Annotated in this window: 17 protein-coding genes; 10 read left to right on the forward strand and 7 right to left on the reverse strand. The window is 72.5% G+C overall.

Features of this window, described 5'->3' with window-relative positions; translation table 11 throughout:
- The first annotated feature begins 146 nt into the window (after positions 1–146).
- Complete coding sequence (locus MICAU_RS32315; protein ID WP_157547393.1) at positions 147–878, forward strand: hypothetical protein; 732 nt, start codon at positions 147–149, stop codon at positions 876–878.
- 624 nt (positions 879–1,502) lie between these two features.
- Here the strand turns inward: MICAU_RS32315 and MICAU_RS00760 are convergent.
- The 3 genes from MICAU_RS00760 to MICAU_RS00770 form a co-directional block, all read right to left on the reverse strand.
- Positions 1,503–2,729: a hypothetical protein gene (locus MICAU_RS00760; protein ID WP_013283361.1), complete on the reverse strand. Its 1,227-nt coding sequence runs from the start codon at positions 2,727–2,729 to the stop codon at positions 1,503–1,505.
- 52 nt (positions 2,730–2,781) lie between these two features.
- On the reverse strand, positions 2,782–4,485 hold the full coding sequence (locus tag MICAU_RS00765) for a GTPase (RefSeq protein ID WP_013283362.1): 1,704 nt from the start codon (positions 4,483–4,485) through the stop codon (positions 2,782–2,784).
- 115 nt (positions 4,486–4,600) lie between these two features.
- Entirely contained in the window at positions 4,601–6,418 is a 1,818-nt protein-coding gene (locus tag MICAU_RS00770) for a GTPase family protein (RefSeq protein ID WP_013283363.1), read from the reverse strand.
- A gap of 210 nt (positions 6,419–6,628) precedes the next feature.
- Between MICAU_RS00770 and dnaK the strand changes: the two genes are divergently transcribed.
- The 5 genes from dnaK (at position 6,629) to MICAU_RS00795 (ending at position 11,392) form a co-directional block, all read left to right on the forward strand.
- Positions 6,629–8,491 carry a molecular chaperone DnaK gene (dnaK, locus tag MICAU_RS00775; protein WP_013283364.1) on the forward strand — a complete coding sequence of 621 codons (1,863 nt, stop codon included), beginning with the start codon at positions 6,629–6,631 and terminating at the stop codon, positions 8,489–8,491.
- Positions 8,492–8,539: 48 nt separating this feature from the next.
- Complete coding sequence (grpE, locus tag MICAU_RS00780) at positions 8,540–9,277, forward strand: nucleotide exchange factor GrpE (RefSeq protein WP_013283365.1); 738 nt, start codon at positions 8,540–8,542, stop codon at positions 9,275–9,277.
- Positions 9,278–9,356: 79 nt separating this feature from the next.
- A complete protein-coding gene (gene dnaJ / locus MICAU_RS00785) occupies positions 9,357–10,544 on the forward strand; it encodes a molecular chaperone DnaJ (RefSeq protein WP_013283366.1) in 1,188 nt (395 codons plus the stop codon).
- Positions 10,545–10,568: 24 nt separating this feature from the next.
- Positions 10,569–11,009, forward strand: coding sequence for a heat shock protein transcriptional repressor HspR (locus MICAU_RS00790; RefSeq protein ID WP_013283367.1), 441 nt, complete (start codon positions 10,569–10,571; stop codon positions 11,007–11,009).
- Between the two features lie 176 nt (positions 11,010–11,185).
- The gene (locus MICAU_RS00795) at positions 11,186–11,392 is read left to right on the forward strand and encodes a hypothetical protein (RefSeq protein ID WP_013283368.1); all 207 of its coding nucleotides are present in this window, start codon (positions 11,186–11,188) and stop codon (positions 11,390–11,392) included.
- Positions 11,393–11,622: 230 nt separating this feature from the next.
- On the opposite strand, the gene MICAU_RS00800 is transcribed toward MICAU_RS00795, so the two are convergent.
- The 4 genes from MICAU_RS00800 to MICAU_RS00815 form a co-directional block, all read right to left on the reverse strand.
- Positions 11,623–12,051, reverse strand: coding sequence for a hypothetical protein (locus MICAU_RS00800; RefSeq protein WP_013283369.1), 429 nt, complete (start codon positions 12,049–12,051; stop codon positions 11,623–11,625).
- A 164-nt stretch (positions 12,052–12,215) separates the two neighbouring features.
- A complete protein-coding gene (locus tag MICAU_RS00805; protein ID WP_013283370.1) occupies positions 12,216–13,433 on the reverse strand; it encodes a cation:proton antiporter in 1,218 nt (405 codons plus the stop codon).
- A gap of 5 nt (positions 13,434–13,438) precedes the next feature.
- Positions 13,439–13,939, reverse strand: a complete 501-nt coding sequence (locus MICAU_RS00810; RefSeq protein ID WP_013283371.1) for a cation:proton antiporter regulatory subunit — start codon at positions 13,937–13,939, stop codon at positions 13,439–13,441.
- Between the two features lie 81 nt (positions 13,940–14,020).
- Positions 14,021–14,239, reverse strand: coding sequence for a winged helix-turn-helix domain-containing protein (locus MICAU_RS00815; protein WP_013283372.1), 219 nt, complete (start codon positions 14,237–14,239; stop codon positions 14,021–14,023).
- A gap of 204 nt (positions 14,240–14,443) precedes the next feature.
- On the opposite strand from MICAU_RS00815, the gene MICAU_RS00820 reads away from it, so the two are divergent.
- The 4 genes from MICAU_RS00820 (at position 14,444) to MICAU_RS00835 (ending at position 18,298) form a co-directional block, all read left to right on the forward strand.
- On the forward strand, positions 14,444–14,761 hold the full coding sequence (locus MICAU_RS00820) for a DivIVA domain-containing protein (protein WP_013283373.1): 318 nt from the start codon (positions 14,444–14,446) through the stop codon (positions 14,759–14,761).
- A complete protein-coding gene (locus MICAU_RS00825) occupies positions 14,758–15,024 on the forward strand; it encodes a hypothetical protein (RefSeq protein ID WP_013283374.1) in 267 nt (88 codons plus the stop codon). The genes MICAU_RS00820 and MICAU_RS00825 overlap by 4 nt, the downstream gene beginning before the upstream one ends.
- Before the next feature lie 85 nt (positions 15,025–15,109).
- A complete protein-coding gene (gene clpB / locus MICAU_RS00830) occupies positions 15,110–17,701 on the forward strand; it encodes an ATP-dependent chaperone ClpB (RefSeq protein ID WP_013283375.1) in 2,592 nt (863 codons plus the stop codon).
- 216 nt (positions 17,702–17,917) lie between these two features.
- Positions 17,918–18,298 (forward strand): hypothetical protein, encoded by a 381-nt coding sequence (locus tag MICAU_RS00835; protein WP_013283376.1) that lies wholly within the window; start codon positions 17,918–17,920, stop codon positions 18,296–18,298.
- Positions 18,299–18,375: the final 77 nt, after the last annotated feature.

Below are 18,375 nucleotides of genomic sequence, written 5' to 3' on the forward strand. Positions count from 1 at the left end.
CGGCCGACGTACAAAATGTGTGTCGACACGCGGTTGCGGCTGGTGAACTGAGCGTCACTGGGTCAAGCTTGCGGTGAGCTGTTGCGCGGCATTTGTCCGAATATTCGCGCGTGCTCTTCGTCCGTCCGTGCGTGAGGAGTGTGCCGGTGTCCGAACCAGAGGGTCCGCCCGGTACGCCCTTCCTCGGCCGGCACCGGGCGCTGCCCGCCTCCCCGTACCGCCGGGTCGTGGGCGCGCACCGCGCCCCCGGAACGGGCGGTCCCAGCCGCGGCTACCTGCTCACCGTGGCGTTGCTCGCCGGCACCGCGTCGATGCCGATCCTCGCCGCGATCAGCACCGGGTCGGCCACCGTCGGCAACAGCGCCCTCCCCGACACCAGCACGCCGTTCCTGCCGACCCCCTCGGTCGGCCCGGTGGTCATCCCGATGCCCCAGGGCACCCAGGCCCCGGCGCCGTCCACGCCCACGCCCGCCGTCGACGTGACATCGGTGCCCCCGGCGCGGCCGGTGCTCCCGGCGGCACCGGCCCTGCCCGACGACAGCGACCTCGGCTCCCGGCACCGGTCCCGCCCGGTCGCCGCGCCCCCACCGCCGGCCGCACCGGTCCGGCCCACCCCGGTCCGCCCGCCGCGCCCGTCGCCGGTGCCCTCACCGTCGCCGTCGCACTCGCCGTCGGACCCGGCCACGCCGACGCCCGAGCCGAGCCCGAGCCCCGAGCCGTCGGTCACGACCGCCGAGCCGACACCCTCGGCAGGTTCGTCCGACCCGTCCAGCCCATCGGATCCGTCCGGTCCCGCCGACCCGTCCGGTCCTGCCGATCCGTCGGGTTCCGCCGGGCCGTCCGACCCGGCCAGCCCGTCGGTCTCCCACACCTCATGATCCACACCACTCCGGCGTGGTGGTGCAGTCCCGACCGGCTTGATGCCGCCATTTCGCCGAGCTGGTGTGGATCAACGGTGTCCGGGTTCGTGCCCCTCGTGTCGAGCGGTGCGGTCGGGGGGCGTCTGGCCACATGATCGACACCATTACGGCGTGGTGGTGTGGTTCCGGCCGGCGCGATGCAGCCACCTCGCCGAGATGGTGTGGATCAAGGAGGTCCGGGCCATGCCCCACTCGTGTCGGGCCGGGGTGGTCAGGACATGGCAGGCGCATGATCGATACCACTACGGCGTGGTGGTGTGGTTCCGGCCAGCCCAATGCCGCCACTTCGCCGAGGTGGTGTGGATCAACGAGATCCCGGGTTCATTCCCCTGGTGTTGGGCGGTGCGGTCGGGGGACGGCAGGCCACATGATCGACACCATTACGGCGTGGTGGTGTGGTTCCGGTCGGCGAGATGCAGCCACCTCGCCGAGATGGTGTGGATCATGTGGATCACCGAGGGGCGAGGTGATCGGGGTCGGTCTTGCATGATCGGCACCAGCTCGACGCGGTGGTGTGGTTCTGGCCGGTCGGATGCCGCCACCTCGACGAGGTGGTGCCGAATCAATGCGGGGCGCGAGTGCCTAGGCCGGGTCGTCGGTGAGGCGGTGGCGGTTCGCCTCGATCCAGGCGTTCAGCGCCTCCGGGTCGTCCGGGTCCACCCCGTCCGCCATGAGCTGGGCCACCGCCGCGGTGGCCGGGCTGCGCCGCTCGCCGGTGCTGTAGAGCCGCGCGAACTCCGGGACCATCTCGGTGATCGCCTCGTCCGTCCGGGCGGCGGCCGACTGTGACAGTCCACGCTGCCGGGCCGCGTACGCCGCCCAGGCGCGCAGCACCCGGGGCAGCATCGCCGCGTCGTCCATGTCCAGCACGGCCCGGCGGTGCACCCAGTCGAGCAGGAACAGCTCCGCGACCATCGGGCTCCACCGCATCGGGTCGGCATCCGGGAAGCTGGCCGCGTGGTCGAGCAGCAGGCCGAGGCAGAAGTGCAGCGAGGCCAGCTCGCCGTCGGCCACCTCGGGCAGCCCGAACCGGGCCGCCTCGGGTGAGTCGAGGAACGCGCGCACCAGGCGGGTGCGCTCCTCGTCGGTGGGCGGCGGCACGACCGCCGGACCGGCCGGCGGGGTCGGCCCCGGGAGTACGGCCAGCCGGGCGCCCACGAGCGCCCGGTCGGTGGCGAGCGAGCCCTGTGCGGGCAGCTCGGTGAGGTCGTCGGTGACCGCCAGGTGGCGGCTCACCTCGGCGTGCATCCGGGCCGGGTCCTCGGTGCGGAACCAGGTGAACTCGTCCTCGGTGCAGATCTCCCGGGCCTGCTCGACGATCCGTCCGGCCGGGCCGCCGACGAAGACGTCCTTGGTGATGCCGATGTTGTGGTCGACGAGGGCAACCAGGGCGTGCTCCGGGCCGCCTTCCTCCTCGTCGTCGTACGCGAACGTGGCGAGGTAGGAGGTCTGGTCGCCGTACACGTCGCCGTAGGCCCAGGCGCCGGTGACGCGCACCCGGCCGAGCTGGCCGGCCCACGACGGGGCGTACGCGCCGGGCCGGACCCGGGCAGCGCCCTCGGCGTCGGGCACCAGGGCGGCGAAGACGGCCCGCAGGGTGGTCGCGGCGGCGCTGCGGCGCCGGGACGTGGCGGCGAGGAAGCCGCTGACGAACTCGCGGACGGCCCGCTCCCGGTCGTGCTCCGCGACGGCGTAGACGCTGCCCAGCAACGCCGCGCCGAGCATCTCCGCGTCCAGGGCCGAGTCGAGCCTCGTCACGTCGCGCGCGGCGTGCAGCACCGCGTCGTAGGGGGTCTGTGGCGTGGCCATGCATCGACCCTACGCCGCACCGGCCGCCCCCACACCGGTCAGCACGCCGGGTTCAGCGCCGTCCCGCCTCGCGCAGTGCGTCCCGGGCCGTGCCGTAGCGCGCCAGCACCGCCCAGACCGGGTCCAGCACGTACTTCTCCCCGACGCTGCCCACCGAGGTGAGCAGGCGCTCCTCCGCCCGCCGCCGGGCCCGCCGGGCGGCCCACCCCACCACCGGCCGGGTGACCGCCGCGACGAGCAGCCCGGCCAGCAGGCCGCCGAGCAGCAGGACCGTGGGCCAGGGCACCACACCGAGCGTCGGGTGTTCGAGCGGCGGCAGGCCGAGCAGACGCACCGCGTACCCGAGGAGCAGCCAGACCAGGCCGGCCAGCGCGGCGAGGGTGACCACCCACTGGAGCACGCCCACCACCCGCCACCAGCCGGGCCGCCGGTCCATGCCCAGGTCGGTCGCGGCGACCGCGTGGTCGAGCGCGCCCGGCAGGTCGGCCTGCCGGGCCCGGGCCGCGGCGGTCACCGCGGTCGGCCACGGCGCCGGCAGACCGATACCGGACCGCTCGGCCACCGCGCGGATCGCCAGCGTCAGCGCCGAGCGCTGCGCGGCTGTCGGATCGGGTACGGAGGTGGCCGCGACCAGGCTCTCCGCGGGCGCGTCCGGATCCCGCCCGGGCAGGTGCAGCCGGCGCAGCGGATCCGGCCGCAGCTTGCGCCAGCTCCGCAGCAGCGGCCAGCCGGTGTTGCTCACTGCCCGATGCCGGTACGCGCCCTCGACCGCCGCCGCCACGGTCGGCACCCCGGCCGCCCCGGCCAGTGCCCGGGTCAGCTCCTGCGCCGAGGCGTCACCGGGCCGGGTGCGCGGCGGCTCCGGCCCCACGAGCGGTTCGAGATCGGCCACCACGGCGTCCACGTCGCCGGAGAGCCGGCGCAAGGCGGCCTGCCGTTCGGCGACCGTACGCTCCAGCTCGGTCCGCAGTCCCTCCAGCCCGTTCGGGTCCACCGCGACGGTGGGCAGCAGCGGCACCCCGCCGAGCCCGTCGGCGTCGAGCAGCCGGCGCAGGTCGTCGAGGACCTTCGGCAGCTCGGTCGGGTGCAGCCGGTCGGCCTGGTTGAGCACCACGACCGTGACGTCCTTGTGCCTGTGGAACTCGCGCAGATAGCTGGTGTGGATCACGCGGTCGGCGTACTTCTGCGGGTCGACCACCCACACCACGAGGTCGACGAGGCCGAGCAGGCGGTCGACCTCCAGCCGGTGGCCGTGCTGCACCGAGTCGAAGTCGGGCAGGTCGAGCAGGACGAGGCCGTGCAGGTTCGACTCGTCGTCGGCGTCCAGCGGGCTCTCCCGGACGAACCGGTGCCGGGGCAGCACCCCGACCCAGTCGAGCAGCCGGACCGCGCCGTCGAGCGGGCCCCACACGCAGGCGTGCGCCACACCGGTGGTCGGCCGGCGTACGCCCACCGGCGACAGGTCGAGCCGCGCCAGCGAGTTGAACAGGCTCGACTTGCCGCTGCCGGTCGCGCCGGCGAGCGCGACCACCGTGTGGCGGCCGGAGAGCGCGAGCCGGTCACCGGCGCGCTCGACCACCGTGTGCGCGGCGACGAGCTGGGCGTCGGGCACGTGGCCGTCCACCGCGCCGAGGAACCGCTGGATCGCTGTCAGCCGTTCGATCAGGGTGTCCGGGTCGACCCGCTGCTCGCCCCGCATCGCCTCGCGCATCCGTCCCACAATGTTGCCCACGGTGCCGTCCTTGCTCGCGCTCACGGTGCGTTCCTTGCTCGCGACTGCGGGGCTCGCAGGACCGGCTCACTCCTCGCGCTCACGGTGCCGGTCCTTGCTCGCGACTGCGGGGCTCGCAGGACCGGCTCACTCCTCGCGCTCACGGGCGACCGTCCTGCTCGGGGGCCGGGAACAGGCCGCTGCGGTGCCGGGCCCGCTCGACCTCGACGGCGGCCCAGCGCAGCGCAGCGCCGGCGTTGGCTGCGGGGCGCTCGGCCTCGGTGCGGCTCAGGTAGCGCTCGGCCTCCTCGGCCAGCAGCTTGCCGACCCGGTCGAGCAGGTCGACGCGGGCCTTGCGGGCCAGGTTGCGCACCGCCTGGTCACCGAAGATCGCCTGGAGCACGGTCTGCCCGGCGACCGCCGTGCCGGTGCCCGCGGCGACCTCCAGCCCGGTCGGGATGAACGCGGTGGAGGCGAACACGCCGATCATGACGGCGAGGCCGGTGGCGTTCACCGCGTACGCGGCCGTGCGGGCCACGAACCGCCGGTCGCCGCCCTCGACCCGGACCAGCTCCAGCACGCCGCGCTGCCAGTCGCGGACCAGCTGCTCGGCCCGCTCCGGCAGGTCGGCCGAGGGGTGGGCCAGGTCGGGCTCCAGCAGCGCCGCGCCCGCCGGGTGCGCCTTCCAGCCGGTGTACGCGTTCTCCGCCGCCTCGGCGGCCACCCCGCGCAGCAGCGTGACGAGCTGGGACTCGATCGCGGTACGCAGTTCCGCGGCGGGAGCGTGCCGCCCGGTGACCGCCGCGACCACCCGGTCGCGCAGGCGCCCGATGCGGGCCTCCAGCCCGCGGAAGAAGTCGCCGGTGCCGATGAACTCCTGCCAGCGGGCCAGCACCTCGCCGCGCAGCAGCCGGCCGTCCCTGAGCCCCTGGTCGACGCTCCGCTCCGCGCTCCGGTACGCGGCCTGGACCCGCTCGTCCAGCGCGTCGGCGGCGGTGACCTGCTCGTCGGCGGCCTCGGCCAGCCCTTCGACGACCGGGTGCACCGCGGCCAGCGCGCCGTCGAGTGTCTGCCGGACCACCGCGGCGCGGGCCTCGGCGTCGGCGGCGAGCCGGGCGAACCAGTCGCTCAGCGGCGCGGTGATCCGGTCCGGCAGCAGCCCTTGCCCGTCCACCCAGGTCTCCGGCAGCACGAACAGCGGCGAGGCGCCCAGCTCCTGCTCGGCGAGCATCTCGGACAGGTGGGCGGCGACCTCGTCGGCTGCCTCCGGGGGCACCCGGTCGAGCACCATCGCCACGGCGGTGCCCCGGGCGCGGGCGCTGCGGAGCAGTTCCCAGGGGACGGCGTCGGCGTACCGGGCGGCGGTGGTGACGAACAGCCAGAGGTCGGCGGCGGCGAGCAGCTGACCGGCGAGCGCCCGGTTGGCGTCGACCACCGAGTCGATGTCGGGCGCGTCGAGGAAGGCCAGGCCGGGCGGCAGCGCCGGCGCGGTGACCAGGTGCAGGGTGCCCGGCTGCTCGCTGGGCTCGGTGGTCCGGGTCAGACCGGGCAGCAGCTCACCCTGCCGGAACCAGGCCGCGTCGGTCGGGCTGCACACCAGCACCGGGGAGCGGGTGGTGGGGCGGAGCACACCCGCCGCGCTGACCCGCGCCTGGACCAGGCTGTTGACGAGCGTCGACTTGCCGGCGCCGGTGGAACCGCCGACGACCACCAGGAGCGGGGCGTCGAGCCGGGCCAGCCGGGGCAGCAGGTAGTCGTCGAGCTGGTCGGTGAGGCTCGTTGCGGCGTGCCGGGCCGGCTCGGCCGAGGGCAGGGCGAGCGGGAAGCGGGCCGCACCGATCGCCGCGCGCAGGCCGGTGAGCGCGGCGGGCAGGCCGTCGGCGGCGTGAGCAGGCTGGTCGTCGCCCGTGGTGGCTCCGGTGCGGGCTGCGACGGCGGGCGCGCCGGCACGGGTGGCGGAATCGCCATGCGTCGTCACCGCTAAAGCGTGCCCGACCGACGCAAGGTAAGACAACCGGACAGTAGTAACGGTCGGGTTGCGCCGGGTCGGCTCAACCCCGACTTGCGGATTGGCGATCGCGTGGCACTATTGAGTCAAGTTCACTCAACTTGTGGTGCGGTCGCTTCCGGGCGACCCGCCGGGCAGGCCGTCTGACCTGCTCACCCGTTATGAAGCGAGGAAGCGAACATGGCACGTGCGGTCGGCATCGACCTCGGCACGACGAACTCCTGCGTCAGCGTTCTCGAGGGCGGTGAGCCCACCGTCATCGCCAACGCCGAGGGCTCGCGTACGACTCCCTCGATCGTCGCGTTCGCCCGCAACGGCGAGGTGCTCGTCGGTGAGGTCGCCAAGCGCCAGGCGGTGACCAACCCCGATCGGACCATCCGGTCGGTCAAGCGTGAGATCGGCACCAACTGGACCGTCGACATCGACGGCAAGAAGTACACCCCGCAGGAGATCTCGGCGCGCACGCTGATGAAGCTCAAGCGGGACGCCGAGGCGTACCTGGGCGAGCAGATCACCGACGCGGTGATCACCGTCCCGGCCTACTTCAACGACGGGCAGCGCCAGGCCACCAAGGAGGCCGGTGAGATCGCCGGCTTCAACGTGCTGCGGATCGTGAACGAGCCGACCGCGGCGGCCCTGGCGTACGGCCTGGACAAGGGCTCCAAGGAGCAGACCGTCCTGGTCTTCGACCTCGGTGGCGGCACCTTCGACGTGTCCCTGCTGGAGCTGGCCGAGGGCGTGGTGGAGGTCAAGTCCACCAGCGGTGACAACCAGCTCGGTGGTGACGACTGGGACCAGCGCATCATCGACCACCTGGTGAAGACGTTCCGCGGCGAGCACGGCATCGACCTCTCGCAGGACAAGATGGCCATGCAGCGGCTCAAGGAGGCCGCCGAGAAGGCCAAGATCGAGCTGTCCGCCGCGACCACCAGCAACATCAACCTGCCGTACATCACGGCCGGTTCGGCCGGCCCGCTGCACCTGGACGTGACGCTCAGCCGCGCCGAGTTCCAGCGCATGACGCAGGACCTGCTGGACCGCTGCAAGGGCCCGTTCGAGCAGGCCGTCAAGGACGCCGGCATCAAGATCTCCGACGTCGACCACGTCATCCTGGTCGGCGGCTCGACCCGCATGCCGGCCGTGACCGACCTGGTCAAGCAGCTCACCGGCCGCGACCCGAACAAGGGCGTCAACCCGGACGAGGTCGTCGCCGTCGGCGCCGCGCTCCAGGCCGGTGTGCTCAAGGGCGAGGTCAAGGACGTCCTGCTGCTCGACGTGACCCCGCTGAGCCTGGGCATCGAGACCAAGGGCGGCATCTTCACCAAGCTCATCGAGCGCAACACCACCATCCCGACCAAGCGCTCCGAGGTGTTCACCACGGCCGACGACAACCAGCCGTCGGTGCTGATCCAGGTCTTCCAGGGCGAGCGGGACATCGCCGCCTACAACAAGAAGCTCGGCACCTTCGAGCTGACCGGTCTCCCGCCGGCCCCGCGCGGCGTGCCGCAGATCGAGGTCACGTTCGACATCGACGCCAACGGCATCGTGAACGTGCACGCCAAGGACCTGGGCACCGGCAAGGAGCAGAAGATGACGATCACCGGCGGCTCCTCGCTGCCGAAGGACGACATCGAGCGGATGCGCCGGGACGCCGAGGAGCACGCCGGCGAGGACAAGCGCCGCCGCGAGGAGGCCGAGACCCGCAACGTGGCCGAGGCGCTCCAGTGGCAGACCGAGAAGTTCCTCGCCGAGAGCGGCGACAAGCTGCCCGGCGAGAACCGTGACCAGCTCAACGAGGCGCTCGGCGAGCTGCGCAGCGCCCTCGGCGGGCAGGACATCGAGAAGATCAAGTCCGCGCACGAGAAGCTGGCGCAGGTCTCCCAGCAGGCGGGCTCGCTGCTCTACGCCCAGCAGCAGGAGGGCGAGCAGACCGCACCGGGCGCGGCCGGGCCGGGTGCCGGCGCGGGTGCGGCCGGTGGCCCGAAGGCCGGTGGCGACGACGACGTGGTCGACGCGGAGATCGTGGACGAGGACAAGAAGTGACATCCGGTCCCGGACACGATTCGCACGGCAGAGGGATGAGGTAACCGCATGACGGACAAGCCACGAGCGGCCGGCCCGGGTGCCACCGGGTCGGCGCCGGGCGCCGGGAAGGACACCGGCGACGAACCCCGGGTCGTCATCCGCGACAAGCGCAAGCTCGGCAAGGTGACCGAGCAGCCGGCGAACGACGCCTCGGCGGCCGACGCGGCCGCCGACGCGCCCGCCGAAGGGCTGGTCGAGGAGGCCGAGGTCGTGGTCGACGAGATCGGCGGCGAGGCCGAGGTCAGCGGTCCGACCGTGGTCGACTCGCCCGCCGAGCCGAACGGCGGGACCGGCCCGGACGCGCCGCTCGGCGCCGAGCTGGAGTCGCTCCGCACCGACCTGGAGGAGCGCACCCGCGACCTCCAGCGGGTGACCGCGGAGTACGCCAACTACCGCAAGCGGGTCGACCGGGACCGCAACCTGGTTCAGGAGCAGGCCACCGGGGCGGTGCTCACCGCGCTGCTGCCGATCCTCGACGACCTGGACCGGGCCCGTGAGCACGGCGACCTGGTGGGACCGTTCGGCAGCGTGGCCGAGCAGCTCACCGGCGCGCTCGCGAAGTTCGGCCTGACCGCGTTCGGTGAGACGGGTGACCCGTTCGACCCGACCCGGCACGAGGCGGTGGCGCACCAGACCTCCGCCGACGTGACGGAGCCGACCTGCGTCCAGGTCATGCGCCGTGGTTACCAGCTCGGCGAGCGGCTGCTGCGGCCCGCCATGGTCGCGGTCGCGGACCCGGAGTAGTGCCGACCCGTGACGTCCCGCCCGCCCGCACGGGGCGGGCGGGACGACCGGGGTTCGACCCGTGGAAGGGGGTGGACCGGTGAGTTCCAAGGACTGGATCGAGAAGGACTACTACGCCGCGTTGGGCGTGGACAAGTCCGCCTCCTCGGACGAGATCAAGAAGGCGTACCGCAAGTTGGCCCGGGAGTCGCACCCGGACCACAACCCCGGCGACACCGGCGCCGAGGAGCGGTTCAAGACCGTCTCCGAGGCGTACGCGGTGCTCGGTGACGAGAAGAAGCGCCGTGAGTACGACGAGATGCGCTCGCTGTTCGGCTCCGGCGCCTTCCGGCGCAGCGCCCGCGGTGCGGGCCAGCCGGGCGGCATGCCGTTCGACGTCTCCGACCTGTTCGGCGGCGGCGCCGGGGGTGGGGACAGCCGGTTCAGCGGCGGCGGCTTCACCGACCTGTTCAGCTCGATCTTCTCCGGCGGTGCAGGTGGCGGCGGTCCGGCACGTCCGCGCGGCCCGGCCCGCGGCCGGGACGTCGAGACCGAGGTGGCGCTCGACTTCGAAGACGCGGTACGCGGCGTCACGCTGCCGCTGACGCTGCGCGCGCCCGGCGTCTGCGACACCTGCCACGGCAACGGCGCGAAGCCCGGCACCCAGCCGGTGGCCTGCCCGGTCTGCCACGGTGCCGGCGTGACCACCCGCAACCAGGGTTCGTTCAGTTTCTCCGAGCCGTGCCGCAACTGCCAGGGTGTCGGCACGATCGTCGAGGAGAAGTGCCCGGAGTGCCACGGCACCGGCGGGGTCACCAAGACCCGCACGCTGCACGTCCGCTTCCCCGCCGGGGTGTCGGACGGGCAGCGGATCCGCCTGGCCGGCCGAGGTGAGCCCGGCGAGCGGGGCGGTCCGGCGGGCGACCTGTTCGTGCAGGTGAAGGTCCGCCCGGACGAGCTGTTCGGGCGCACCGGGGACGACCTGACCCTGAACGTCCCGATCACGTACGCCGAGGCGGTTCTCGGCACGGACCTGCGCGTGCCGACCCTGGACGGGACGGTGACCCTGCGGGTGCCACCGGGTACGCCCAGCGGGCGGGTGCTGCGCGCCCGCGGCAAGGGCGTCGTACGCAAGGACGGCCGCGCCGGTGACCTGCTGGTCACGCTCGACGTGGTGGTTCCGGCGAAGATCTCGGACGAGGCGCGGGCGGCGCTGGAGACCTTCGCGGCGCAGACTCCGCCCGCCGCGCGGGAACATCTCGACGCGCGGGTACGTCGATTCAGTTGACGGCGGCACCGGAGGTGAGCGGGCATGTCGGAGGAGTACGTCGGCTCGGGTGACCAGGCATACGAGGCCAAGGTCTTGATGATCTCGGTGGCCGCGCGGATGGCGGGGATGCACCCCCAGACGCTGCGCCAGTACGACCGGCTGGGCCTGGTGCAGGCCGGCCGGGCGTCCGGCGGCGGTCGCCGGTACAGCGTCCGGGACGTGGTGCTGCTCCGCGAGGTGCAGCGGCTCAGCCAGGACGACGGGATCAACCTGGCCGGGGTCAAGCGGATCATCGGGTTGGAGCGGCTGCTCGAAGAGGCGCAGCAGCGGGTGGCCCGGCTGGAGGCGGAACTGGACGCCGCGTACCGGCGGATCGCCGAGCTGGAGTCGCTCGGTGGCTTCCCCCGCGGCGACCTCGTGCCCACCAACCGCACATCCACCGCGCTCGTCGTCTGGCGTCCGCGCCGCGCTCCCGACCGCTGATTCCGTACCTGAAGGCCGGCGCGCCCCGCTCCCCCGGGGCCGCGCCGGCCTTCGTCGTTCCCCGGTCGGTTCGCGGGCCGGGTCAGGGGAAAGCGGGGTACGGCAGAGCGGGGTCAACTAGGCTTTTCCGTAGGGGCAAAAGCCCCAAAGCGGATTCCGGGCTGGCGGGGGGAGTCATGACGGAACCGGCGAAGAAGGTGGCCGAGCGCGCGGAGGAACGGCTGGAGAAGGTGGCCGAGAACGTGCGCGAGCGGTTCGACCGGGTCACCGAGGGACGCTTCAGCGACAAGGTCAAGGAAGGGCGCTTCGCCGACCAGACGGACCACGGCGTGGACCGGGCGCGGGACGACGAGCGGCGCAAGAAGCAGGGCGGGTCGACCTAGGCGATCCGTCGACGTGCGGGCCGGGATCCACGGGGGATCCCGGCCCGTTCGTGTTCTGCAAGGCCGGCCGGGACGTCGGGCCGCTCCGGGCGGGCACCACGCACCCGCCCTCGCGGTCGATCATGAAGTTGGCGGCGACAAACCGGACACCAAACACCGCCAAGTTCATGATCGACCAGGCCGGTCGGGTCGACGTGGCCAGCGAGGTCGACGTGGGCGGGTCGAGGTGGTCAGAGGCGGCGGTTCTCCCGGACCAGGCCGCCCTCGCACCAGTCCCGGTAGACGAAGAGATCCGGCCGGGCGAGCAGCACCCGGCTGTTGTGCGCCCAGTTGCGCATCAGGTCGTCGCCGGACTTCTCGGCCTGCTCGACCAGCCTGCGGAACCGGCGCTTGGGGTGGGCGCGGAAGTTCGTCCGGATGCCGTCGGCGGCGTAGATGTAGAGGCAGTGCAGCGTGAACCGCCGCGCCGGGCAGCCCTGGTCCATGGCCAGATCGAACAGCGTCTGCACCAGATGGTCACCGGCGACCAGCAGATCCCAGTCGGGCGGCATCGAGGTCAGCGGCACCGAATCCGGCTGATAGGCCCACGCCCGAAGCTCGGCGGGCGAGGGATCGACCGGGTTGGCGAAGCCGCGGAACGTCTCTTCCTGCACGCTCACCGGCCGACCTTCCGCTTGCGCTGGCGGGGGCGCAGGCCACCCGCGGACCCTGGCTGCTGGGCCGAAACGTTAACGCGGTTGGACGGAGCAGGGGTAGACCTTCCCGGGATCAATTTGACAACGCCGGGCCGGATCTGCCCTGCGGCTGATCCGGCCCGGCCCGGTCAGTCGCCGGTGCCCAGGGGCAGCGGCGCGGGCGGCCGTGCGGCGGCGGCGCGGGTGCGCAGCCACTGCTTGAACCACGGGCTGTCCGGCAGGCGGGCGAGCAGCGGCCCGGTCACCACCGTGATCAACACGTACGCGGTGGCGAGCGCGGCGAGCTTCGGCTCCACCGGGTAGACGGCCGCGACGGCCAGCCCGGCGATGACGATGGAGAACTCTCCGCGCGGGGTCAGCGCCAGACCGGCCCGCCAGCGTCCGGGCTCGGCGATCCCGGCCCGGCGGGCGGCCAGGTAGCCGGTGGCCACCTTCGTCGCCATGGTCACCACTGCGAGCAGCAGCGCGGGCAGCAGCACCGGCGGCATGTCCAACGGGTTGGTGACCAGCCCGAAGAACACGAAGAAGACCGCGGCGAACAGATCACGCAGCGGGGAGAGCAGCTCGGTGGCGTGGTGCGCCACCGGCCCGGACAGCGCGATGCCCACCAGGAACGCGCCGACCGCCGCCGACACCTGGAGCTTGGCCGCGACACCGGCGACCAGCAGGGTCAGGCCGAGCACGCCGAGCAGCAGCGCCTCCGGATCCTTGGCGGAGAGCGCGGCGGAGATCAGGTGGCCGTACCGGATCGCCACGGCCAGCACGACGACCACGGTGAACACCGCGACGGCGAGCGCGATGCCGCCCTTCATCAGGCCGACCCCGGCGAGCAGCGCGGTGACCAGCGGCAGGTAGAGGGCCATCGCCAGGTCCTCGATCACCAGGACGGAGAGGATCACCGGGGTCTCCCGGTTACCGACCCGGCCCAGGTCGCCGAGCACCTTCGCGATCACGCCGGACGACGACACCCAGGTCACGCCCGCGAGCACCACCGCCGCCACCCAGCCCCAGCCGAGCAGGAGCGCGAAGGCGAACCCGGGCAGCGCGTTGAACACCGCGTCGATCAGGCCGGCCGGCGCGGCGGACCGGAGGTTGCCCACCAGCTCGTTCGCGCTGTACTCCAGGCCGAGCATGACCAGCAGCAGGATCACGCCGATCTCGGCGCCGACTGCGAAGAACTCCTCGCTGGCGTTGAGCGGCAGCAGACCACCGTGCCCGAACGCCAGGCCGGCGAGCAGGTACAGGGGGATGGGCGACACGCCGAAGCGACGGCTCAGCCGGCCGAGCAGGCCGAGCAGGAGCAGCAGCGCACCGACCTCGATGAGCAGGATTGTGGTTTCGTGCATACGCGTCAGCCGTCCGGATCGGTCTCGGCGAGGATCGCGGTCACGCCGTCGAGCCCCTGACGGGTACCGACCACGACGACCACATCGCCGGCTTCGAACCGGAAGGTGGGATCGGGCGAGACGTTCACGGCGCCCTGACGCAGCACGGCCACGATCGACGCGCTGGTCCGGGTGCGTGCCTTGGTGTCTGCGAGCCGCCTGCCGACGTACTTCGACCCCGCCGGCATGGCGATCTGCTCGGTCAGCAGCCCGGCGGCCTGCTCGCGCAGCCCGGAGAGCTGACCCAGCATCAGCGACGCGCCGAGGATGTCGGCGAGCGCCTCCGCCTCGTCGTCGGTCAGGGGTATGTCATGTTGGCAGGAGTCGGGATCGTCCGGGTCGTATAGGACCAGGTCGCGGCGGCCATTGCGGTGGGAGACCACGCCGAGCCGGCGGCCGGACTCCGTCATCAGATCATGACGTACGCCGATCCCGGGCAGGGCGGTCTGTTCGACACGTACTCGCACGTCGGTGAGGCTACCGCTGCCACGCACGCACCGCGTCCGGGGCCGAACTACAGACTGCACGATGCGGCTCGGGCGGCTCGTCTAGGTCCGTTCGGCCACGAACACGCCGACACCTTCGAGCGTCTCGGTGAGGCCGGTCGCGCGCAGGATCATCATCGCCTTGCCGACGACCGTGTCGGAGACGCCGTATTCCTTGCACAGTTGGGCGCGGCTCGGCAGCTTGGTGCCGGGTGGCCACTCTCCCGAATCGATCTTGCTCTTCAGTTCGTCTGCGAGCACTTGGTACTGCTGCTTGGGCATACACACTCCCCGGATGGCATGCCCATTCGACCATGCACCCACCTCCAACCTCAAGCAATTGTGGGTCGATCGTTGACCTACGACTGGTACCGATTGTAGGTTGCTGGCGAACGCTCCCGGATGGCACCTGGAGCTTCCGGGGTCGGGGCGGGCATCCCCCGTGGCTCGTCCCGACCCCCGTCCTCGGCGAGAAGGGACAGTGTCGTGCGCAACATCCTGCGAATACGTCCGAAGCGGCGGAACGCGCGTCCGCCCGACTCCGCGCCGGGCGGCCCCTACCGCTCCGCGTCGTACCTTCCGCTCCGGCCCTGGCAGGTGCGGGGCCACAGTTTCAGGACGTGCCGGCGAGGGCTGGACCCCGCCGAGGTCGCCGCGTTTCTCGACCGCGTCGCCGGGGACCTCGCCGCCGCGTACGCCGAAGTCGCACGTAGCCGGGACGAGACGGCGCGGATCAAGGGCGCGTTGCGCGAGTGGCAGTCCCGTCAGGCTCCCTCGATGCGCGACCTGGCCGGGCGGCCGTGACCGGGCGGTACGTGATCCATCTGCCGGTGCGCGCGGCGGACCTGGCCCGGGCGAAGATGCTCGGTCGCACGGCCGGCCGGTCGTTGGCGTTCCTCGCGGTGGTGGAGCTGGGCGGGATCACCGTGTCGACGGAGGACGACCAGTCCGTACGCCATTGGGTGTTCTGCGACCGCAAGCTGGACGGCGGCCGGCGTTGCGTGCTGCGCGCCGACCACGAGACTCCCTGCCTCGCGCGTCTCCCCGGCCGGACCGGAGGACGGTGACTCAGGTCACAGGGGTGGAGTTGAGCGGAATAGACTCAACTCTGGTTGTGTCATGTCCAGTGGACACGCCGATCCGGGGGAGCCCATGAACACGGAACGTCTCACCACCAAGAGCCGCGAAGCCATCACCGGTGCCGTCGCGCTGGCGAACCAGCGCGGTCACGCCACCGTGGAGCCCTGGCACCTGCTGCTGTCACTGCTGGACACCGAAGGCTCGACCGCTGCGGGCCTGCTGCGCGCCGTCGGAGCCGACCCCGCCGAGCTGCGCCGCGTCGCCCAGCGCTCGGTCGACGCGCTGCCGGCCGCACGCGGGTCGAGCATCGCCGAGCCGACCCTGGCCCGCGAGTTCGTCAACGCCATCGGCGCCGCCGAGCAGATCGCGCGGCCGCTGGGCGACGAGTACACCTCCACCGAGCACCTGCTGGCCGGGCTGGCCCGGGTCGGCGGCGCGGTCTCGGTAGCGCTGAAGAACTCCGGCGCCACCGAGGAGAACCTGGTCGCCGCGTTCCCGACCGTCCGGGGCGGGGACCGCCGGGTCACCACCGCCGACCCGGAGCAGACCTACCAGGCCCTGGCCAAGTACGGCGTGGACCTCACCGCCAGCGCCCGCGACGGCAAGATCGACCCGGTGATCGGCCGGGACTCGGAGATCCGCCGGGTGATCCAGGTGCTGTCCCGGCGTACCAAGAACAACCCGGTGCTGATCGGCGAGCCGGGCGTCGGCAAGACCGCGATCGTGGAGGGCCTGGCCCAGCGGATCGTGGCCGGCGACGTGCCGGAGTCGCTGCGGGACAAGAAGCTCGTCTCGCTCGACCTCGGCGCGATGGTCGCCGGTGCGTCCTACCGCGGTCAGTTCGAGGAGCGGCTGAAGTCCGTGCTGGAGGAGATCAAGAACTCCGACGGCCAGGTCATCACGTTCCTGGACGAGCTGCACACCGTGGTCGGCGCCGGCAAGGGCGAGGGCTCGATGGACGCCGGCAACATGCTCAAGCCGATGCTGGCGCGCGGCGAGCTGCGGATGGTGGGCGCGACCACGCTCGACGAGTACCGCGAGCACATCGAGAAGGACCCGGCCCTGGAGCGCCGCTTCCAGCCGGTGCTGGTCGGCGAGCCGACCATCGAGGACACCATCGGCATCCTGCGCGGGCTCAAGGAGCGCTACGAGGTGCACCACGGCGTACGGATCACCGACGCCGCACTCGTGGCCGCCGCCTCGCTCTCCGACCGGTACATCACCGACCGGTTCCTGCCGGACAAGGCGATCGACCTGGTGGACGAGTCGGCGTCCCGGCTGCGCATGGAGATCGACTCGCGCCCGGTCGAGGTGGACGAGATCGAGCGGGCGGTACGCCGCCTGGAGATCGAGGAGATGGCGCTCGCAAAGGAGCCGGACGCCGCGTCCGCCGAGCGTCTGGAGCGGCTGCGCAAGGAGCTGGCCGACAAGCGCGAGCAGCTCACCGCGCTCTCCGAGCGCTGGCAGACCGAGAAGAGCCACATCACCAAGCTCTCCACCGCCAAGGAGGAGCTGGAGCGCCTCGGTGGCGAGGCCGAGCGGGCCGAGCGCGACGGCGAGCTGGAACGCGCCGCCGAGCTGCGGTACGGCCGGATCCCCGCGCTGCGGACCGAGCTGAAGCAGGCCGAGGAAGAGCTGGCCCGGCTCCAGGCCGACGGCGCGATGCTCAAGGAGGAGGTCGGCGCGGACGACATCGCCGCAGTGGTCGCCTCCTGGACCGGCATCCCCGCCGGTCGGCTGCTCGAAGGCGAGACCGCCAAGCTGCTCCGGATGGAGGAAACGCTGCGCGGCCGCGTGGTCGGCCAGGCCGAGGCGGTGGGCGCGGTCTCCGACGCGGTACGCCGCGCCCGGGCCGGCGTCGCCGACCCGGACCGGCCGACCGGCAGCTTCCTGTTCCTCGGCCCGACCGGCGTCGGCAAGACCGAGCTGGCAAAGGCGCTCGCCGAGTTCCTCTTCGACGACGAGCGGGCCATGGTCCGCATCGACATGAGCGAGTACGGCGAGAAGCACTCGGTGGCCCGCCTGGTCGGCGCCCCACCCGGGTACGTCGGCTACGAGGAGGGCGGCCAGCTCACCGAGGCGGTACGCCGCCGGCCGTACTCGGTGATCCTGCTGGACGAGGTGGAGAAGGCCCACCCGGACGTCTTCGACGTGCTGCTCCAGGTGCTCGACGACGGCCGGCTCACCGACGGTCAGGGCCGTACCGTGGACTTCCGCAACGCGATCCTGATCCTCACCTCGAACCTCGGTTCGTCGGTGATCAGCGACCTGACGCTCACCGAGAACGAGCGCCGGGAGGGTGTGCTCGCGGTGGTCCGGTCGCACTTCAAGCCGGAGTTCCTCAACCGGCTCGACGACATCGTGGTGTTCGCCGCGCTCCAAGGCGAGGACCTGCGGTCGATCGTGGACATCCAGCTCGACCGGATGCGCCGCCGGCTGGCCGACCGCCGGCTGGGCCTGGAGATCACCGACGCGGCCCGCACGTGGCTGGCCGAGCACGGGTACGACCCGATCTACGGTGCCCGCCCGCTGCGCCGGCTGGTGCAGTCGGCGATCGGCGACCAGCTCGCGAAGGCGCTGCTGGCCGGTGACATCCGCGACGGCGACACGGTCCGCGTCGACCTGTCCGACTCCAAGGAGTCCCTGGCGGTGACCGCCGCCTGACCCGCGCCACCCCGCGAAGGCCCGGCCCTCCCGGCCGGGCCTTCGCCGTCCCCGGCCGTGCCGGCCCGCGTGCCGTGGGTGCTGCGTGCCGTGGGTGCTGTGCGCCGTGGTGTTAACAAGGGGCCCTTCCTCTACCGGAGGCGTTAAAAGGGGGCCCTTCCTTTCACGCGAACGGAGTGAGCGTGAGGGGTTGGTGGGGTGGGCACATAGTGGGGCATGAGCGGGAGCTGGGAACGGGAACTGGACGCGGCTGCGCGGGAACTCGACGGCGCGGACACCCTCGCCTTCGGCGGGGTGGGACTGGCGGGGCAGATCCTGCCCGCGACCGAGGCGTACCGGACGCTGGAACAGGGGCTGCGGGAGCACCCGGAGGAGGCTCGCAAGCGGGTCGACAGGTTGCTCCGCAAGGGTTCGCCGGCCGGCCGGGCGTACGCGGCGACGCTGCTGGAGGCGGTCGATCCGGCCGCCGGGCGGGACGCCTGGGCCCGGCTGCGCGGCGACGACGGCGAGTTCACCACGTTCTCCGGCTGCCTCATGGGCCGCGCCACGCTGGGCGAATACGCCGCCGACCGGCTCGCCGCCGCCGACAGTAGCTGAGCGCACACTCAGCGAACAGGACTTCAGCAGGCGTGCGTGCGGTTGTTACCGTTCCCGCCGAGCACGTTGGGGGAGGC

This window comes from Micromonospora aurantiaca ATCC 27029 (genome assembly GCF_000145235.1).
In the GTDB taxonomy this organism is placed as follows: Bacteria; Actinomycetota; Actinomycetes; order Mycobacteriales; family Micromonosporaceae; genus Micromonospora; species Micromonospora aurantiaca.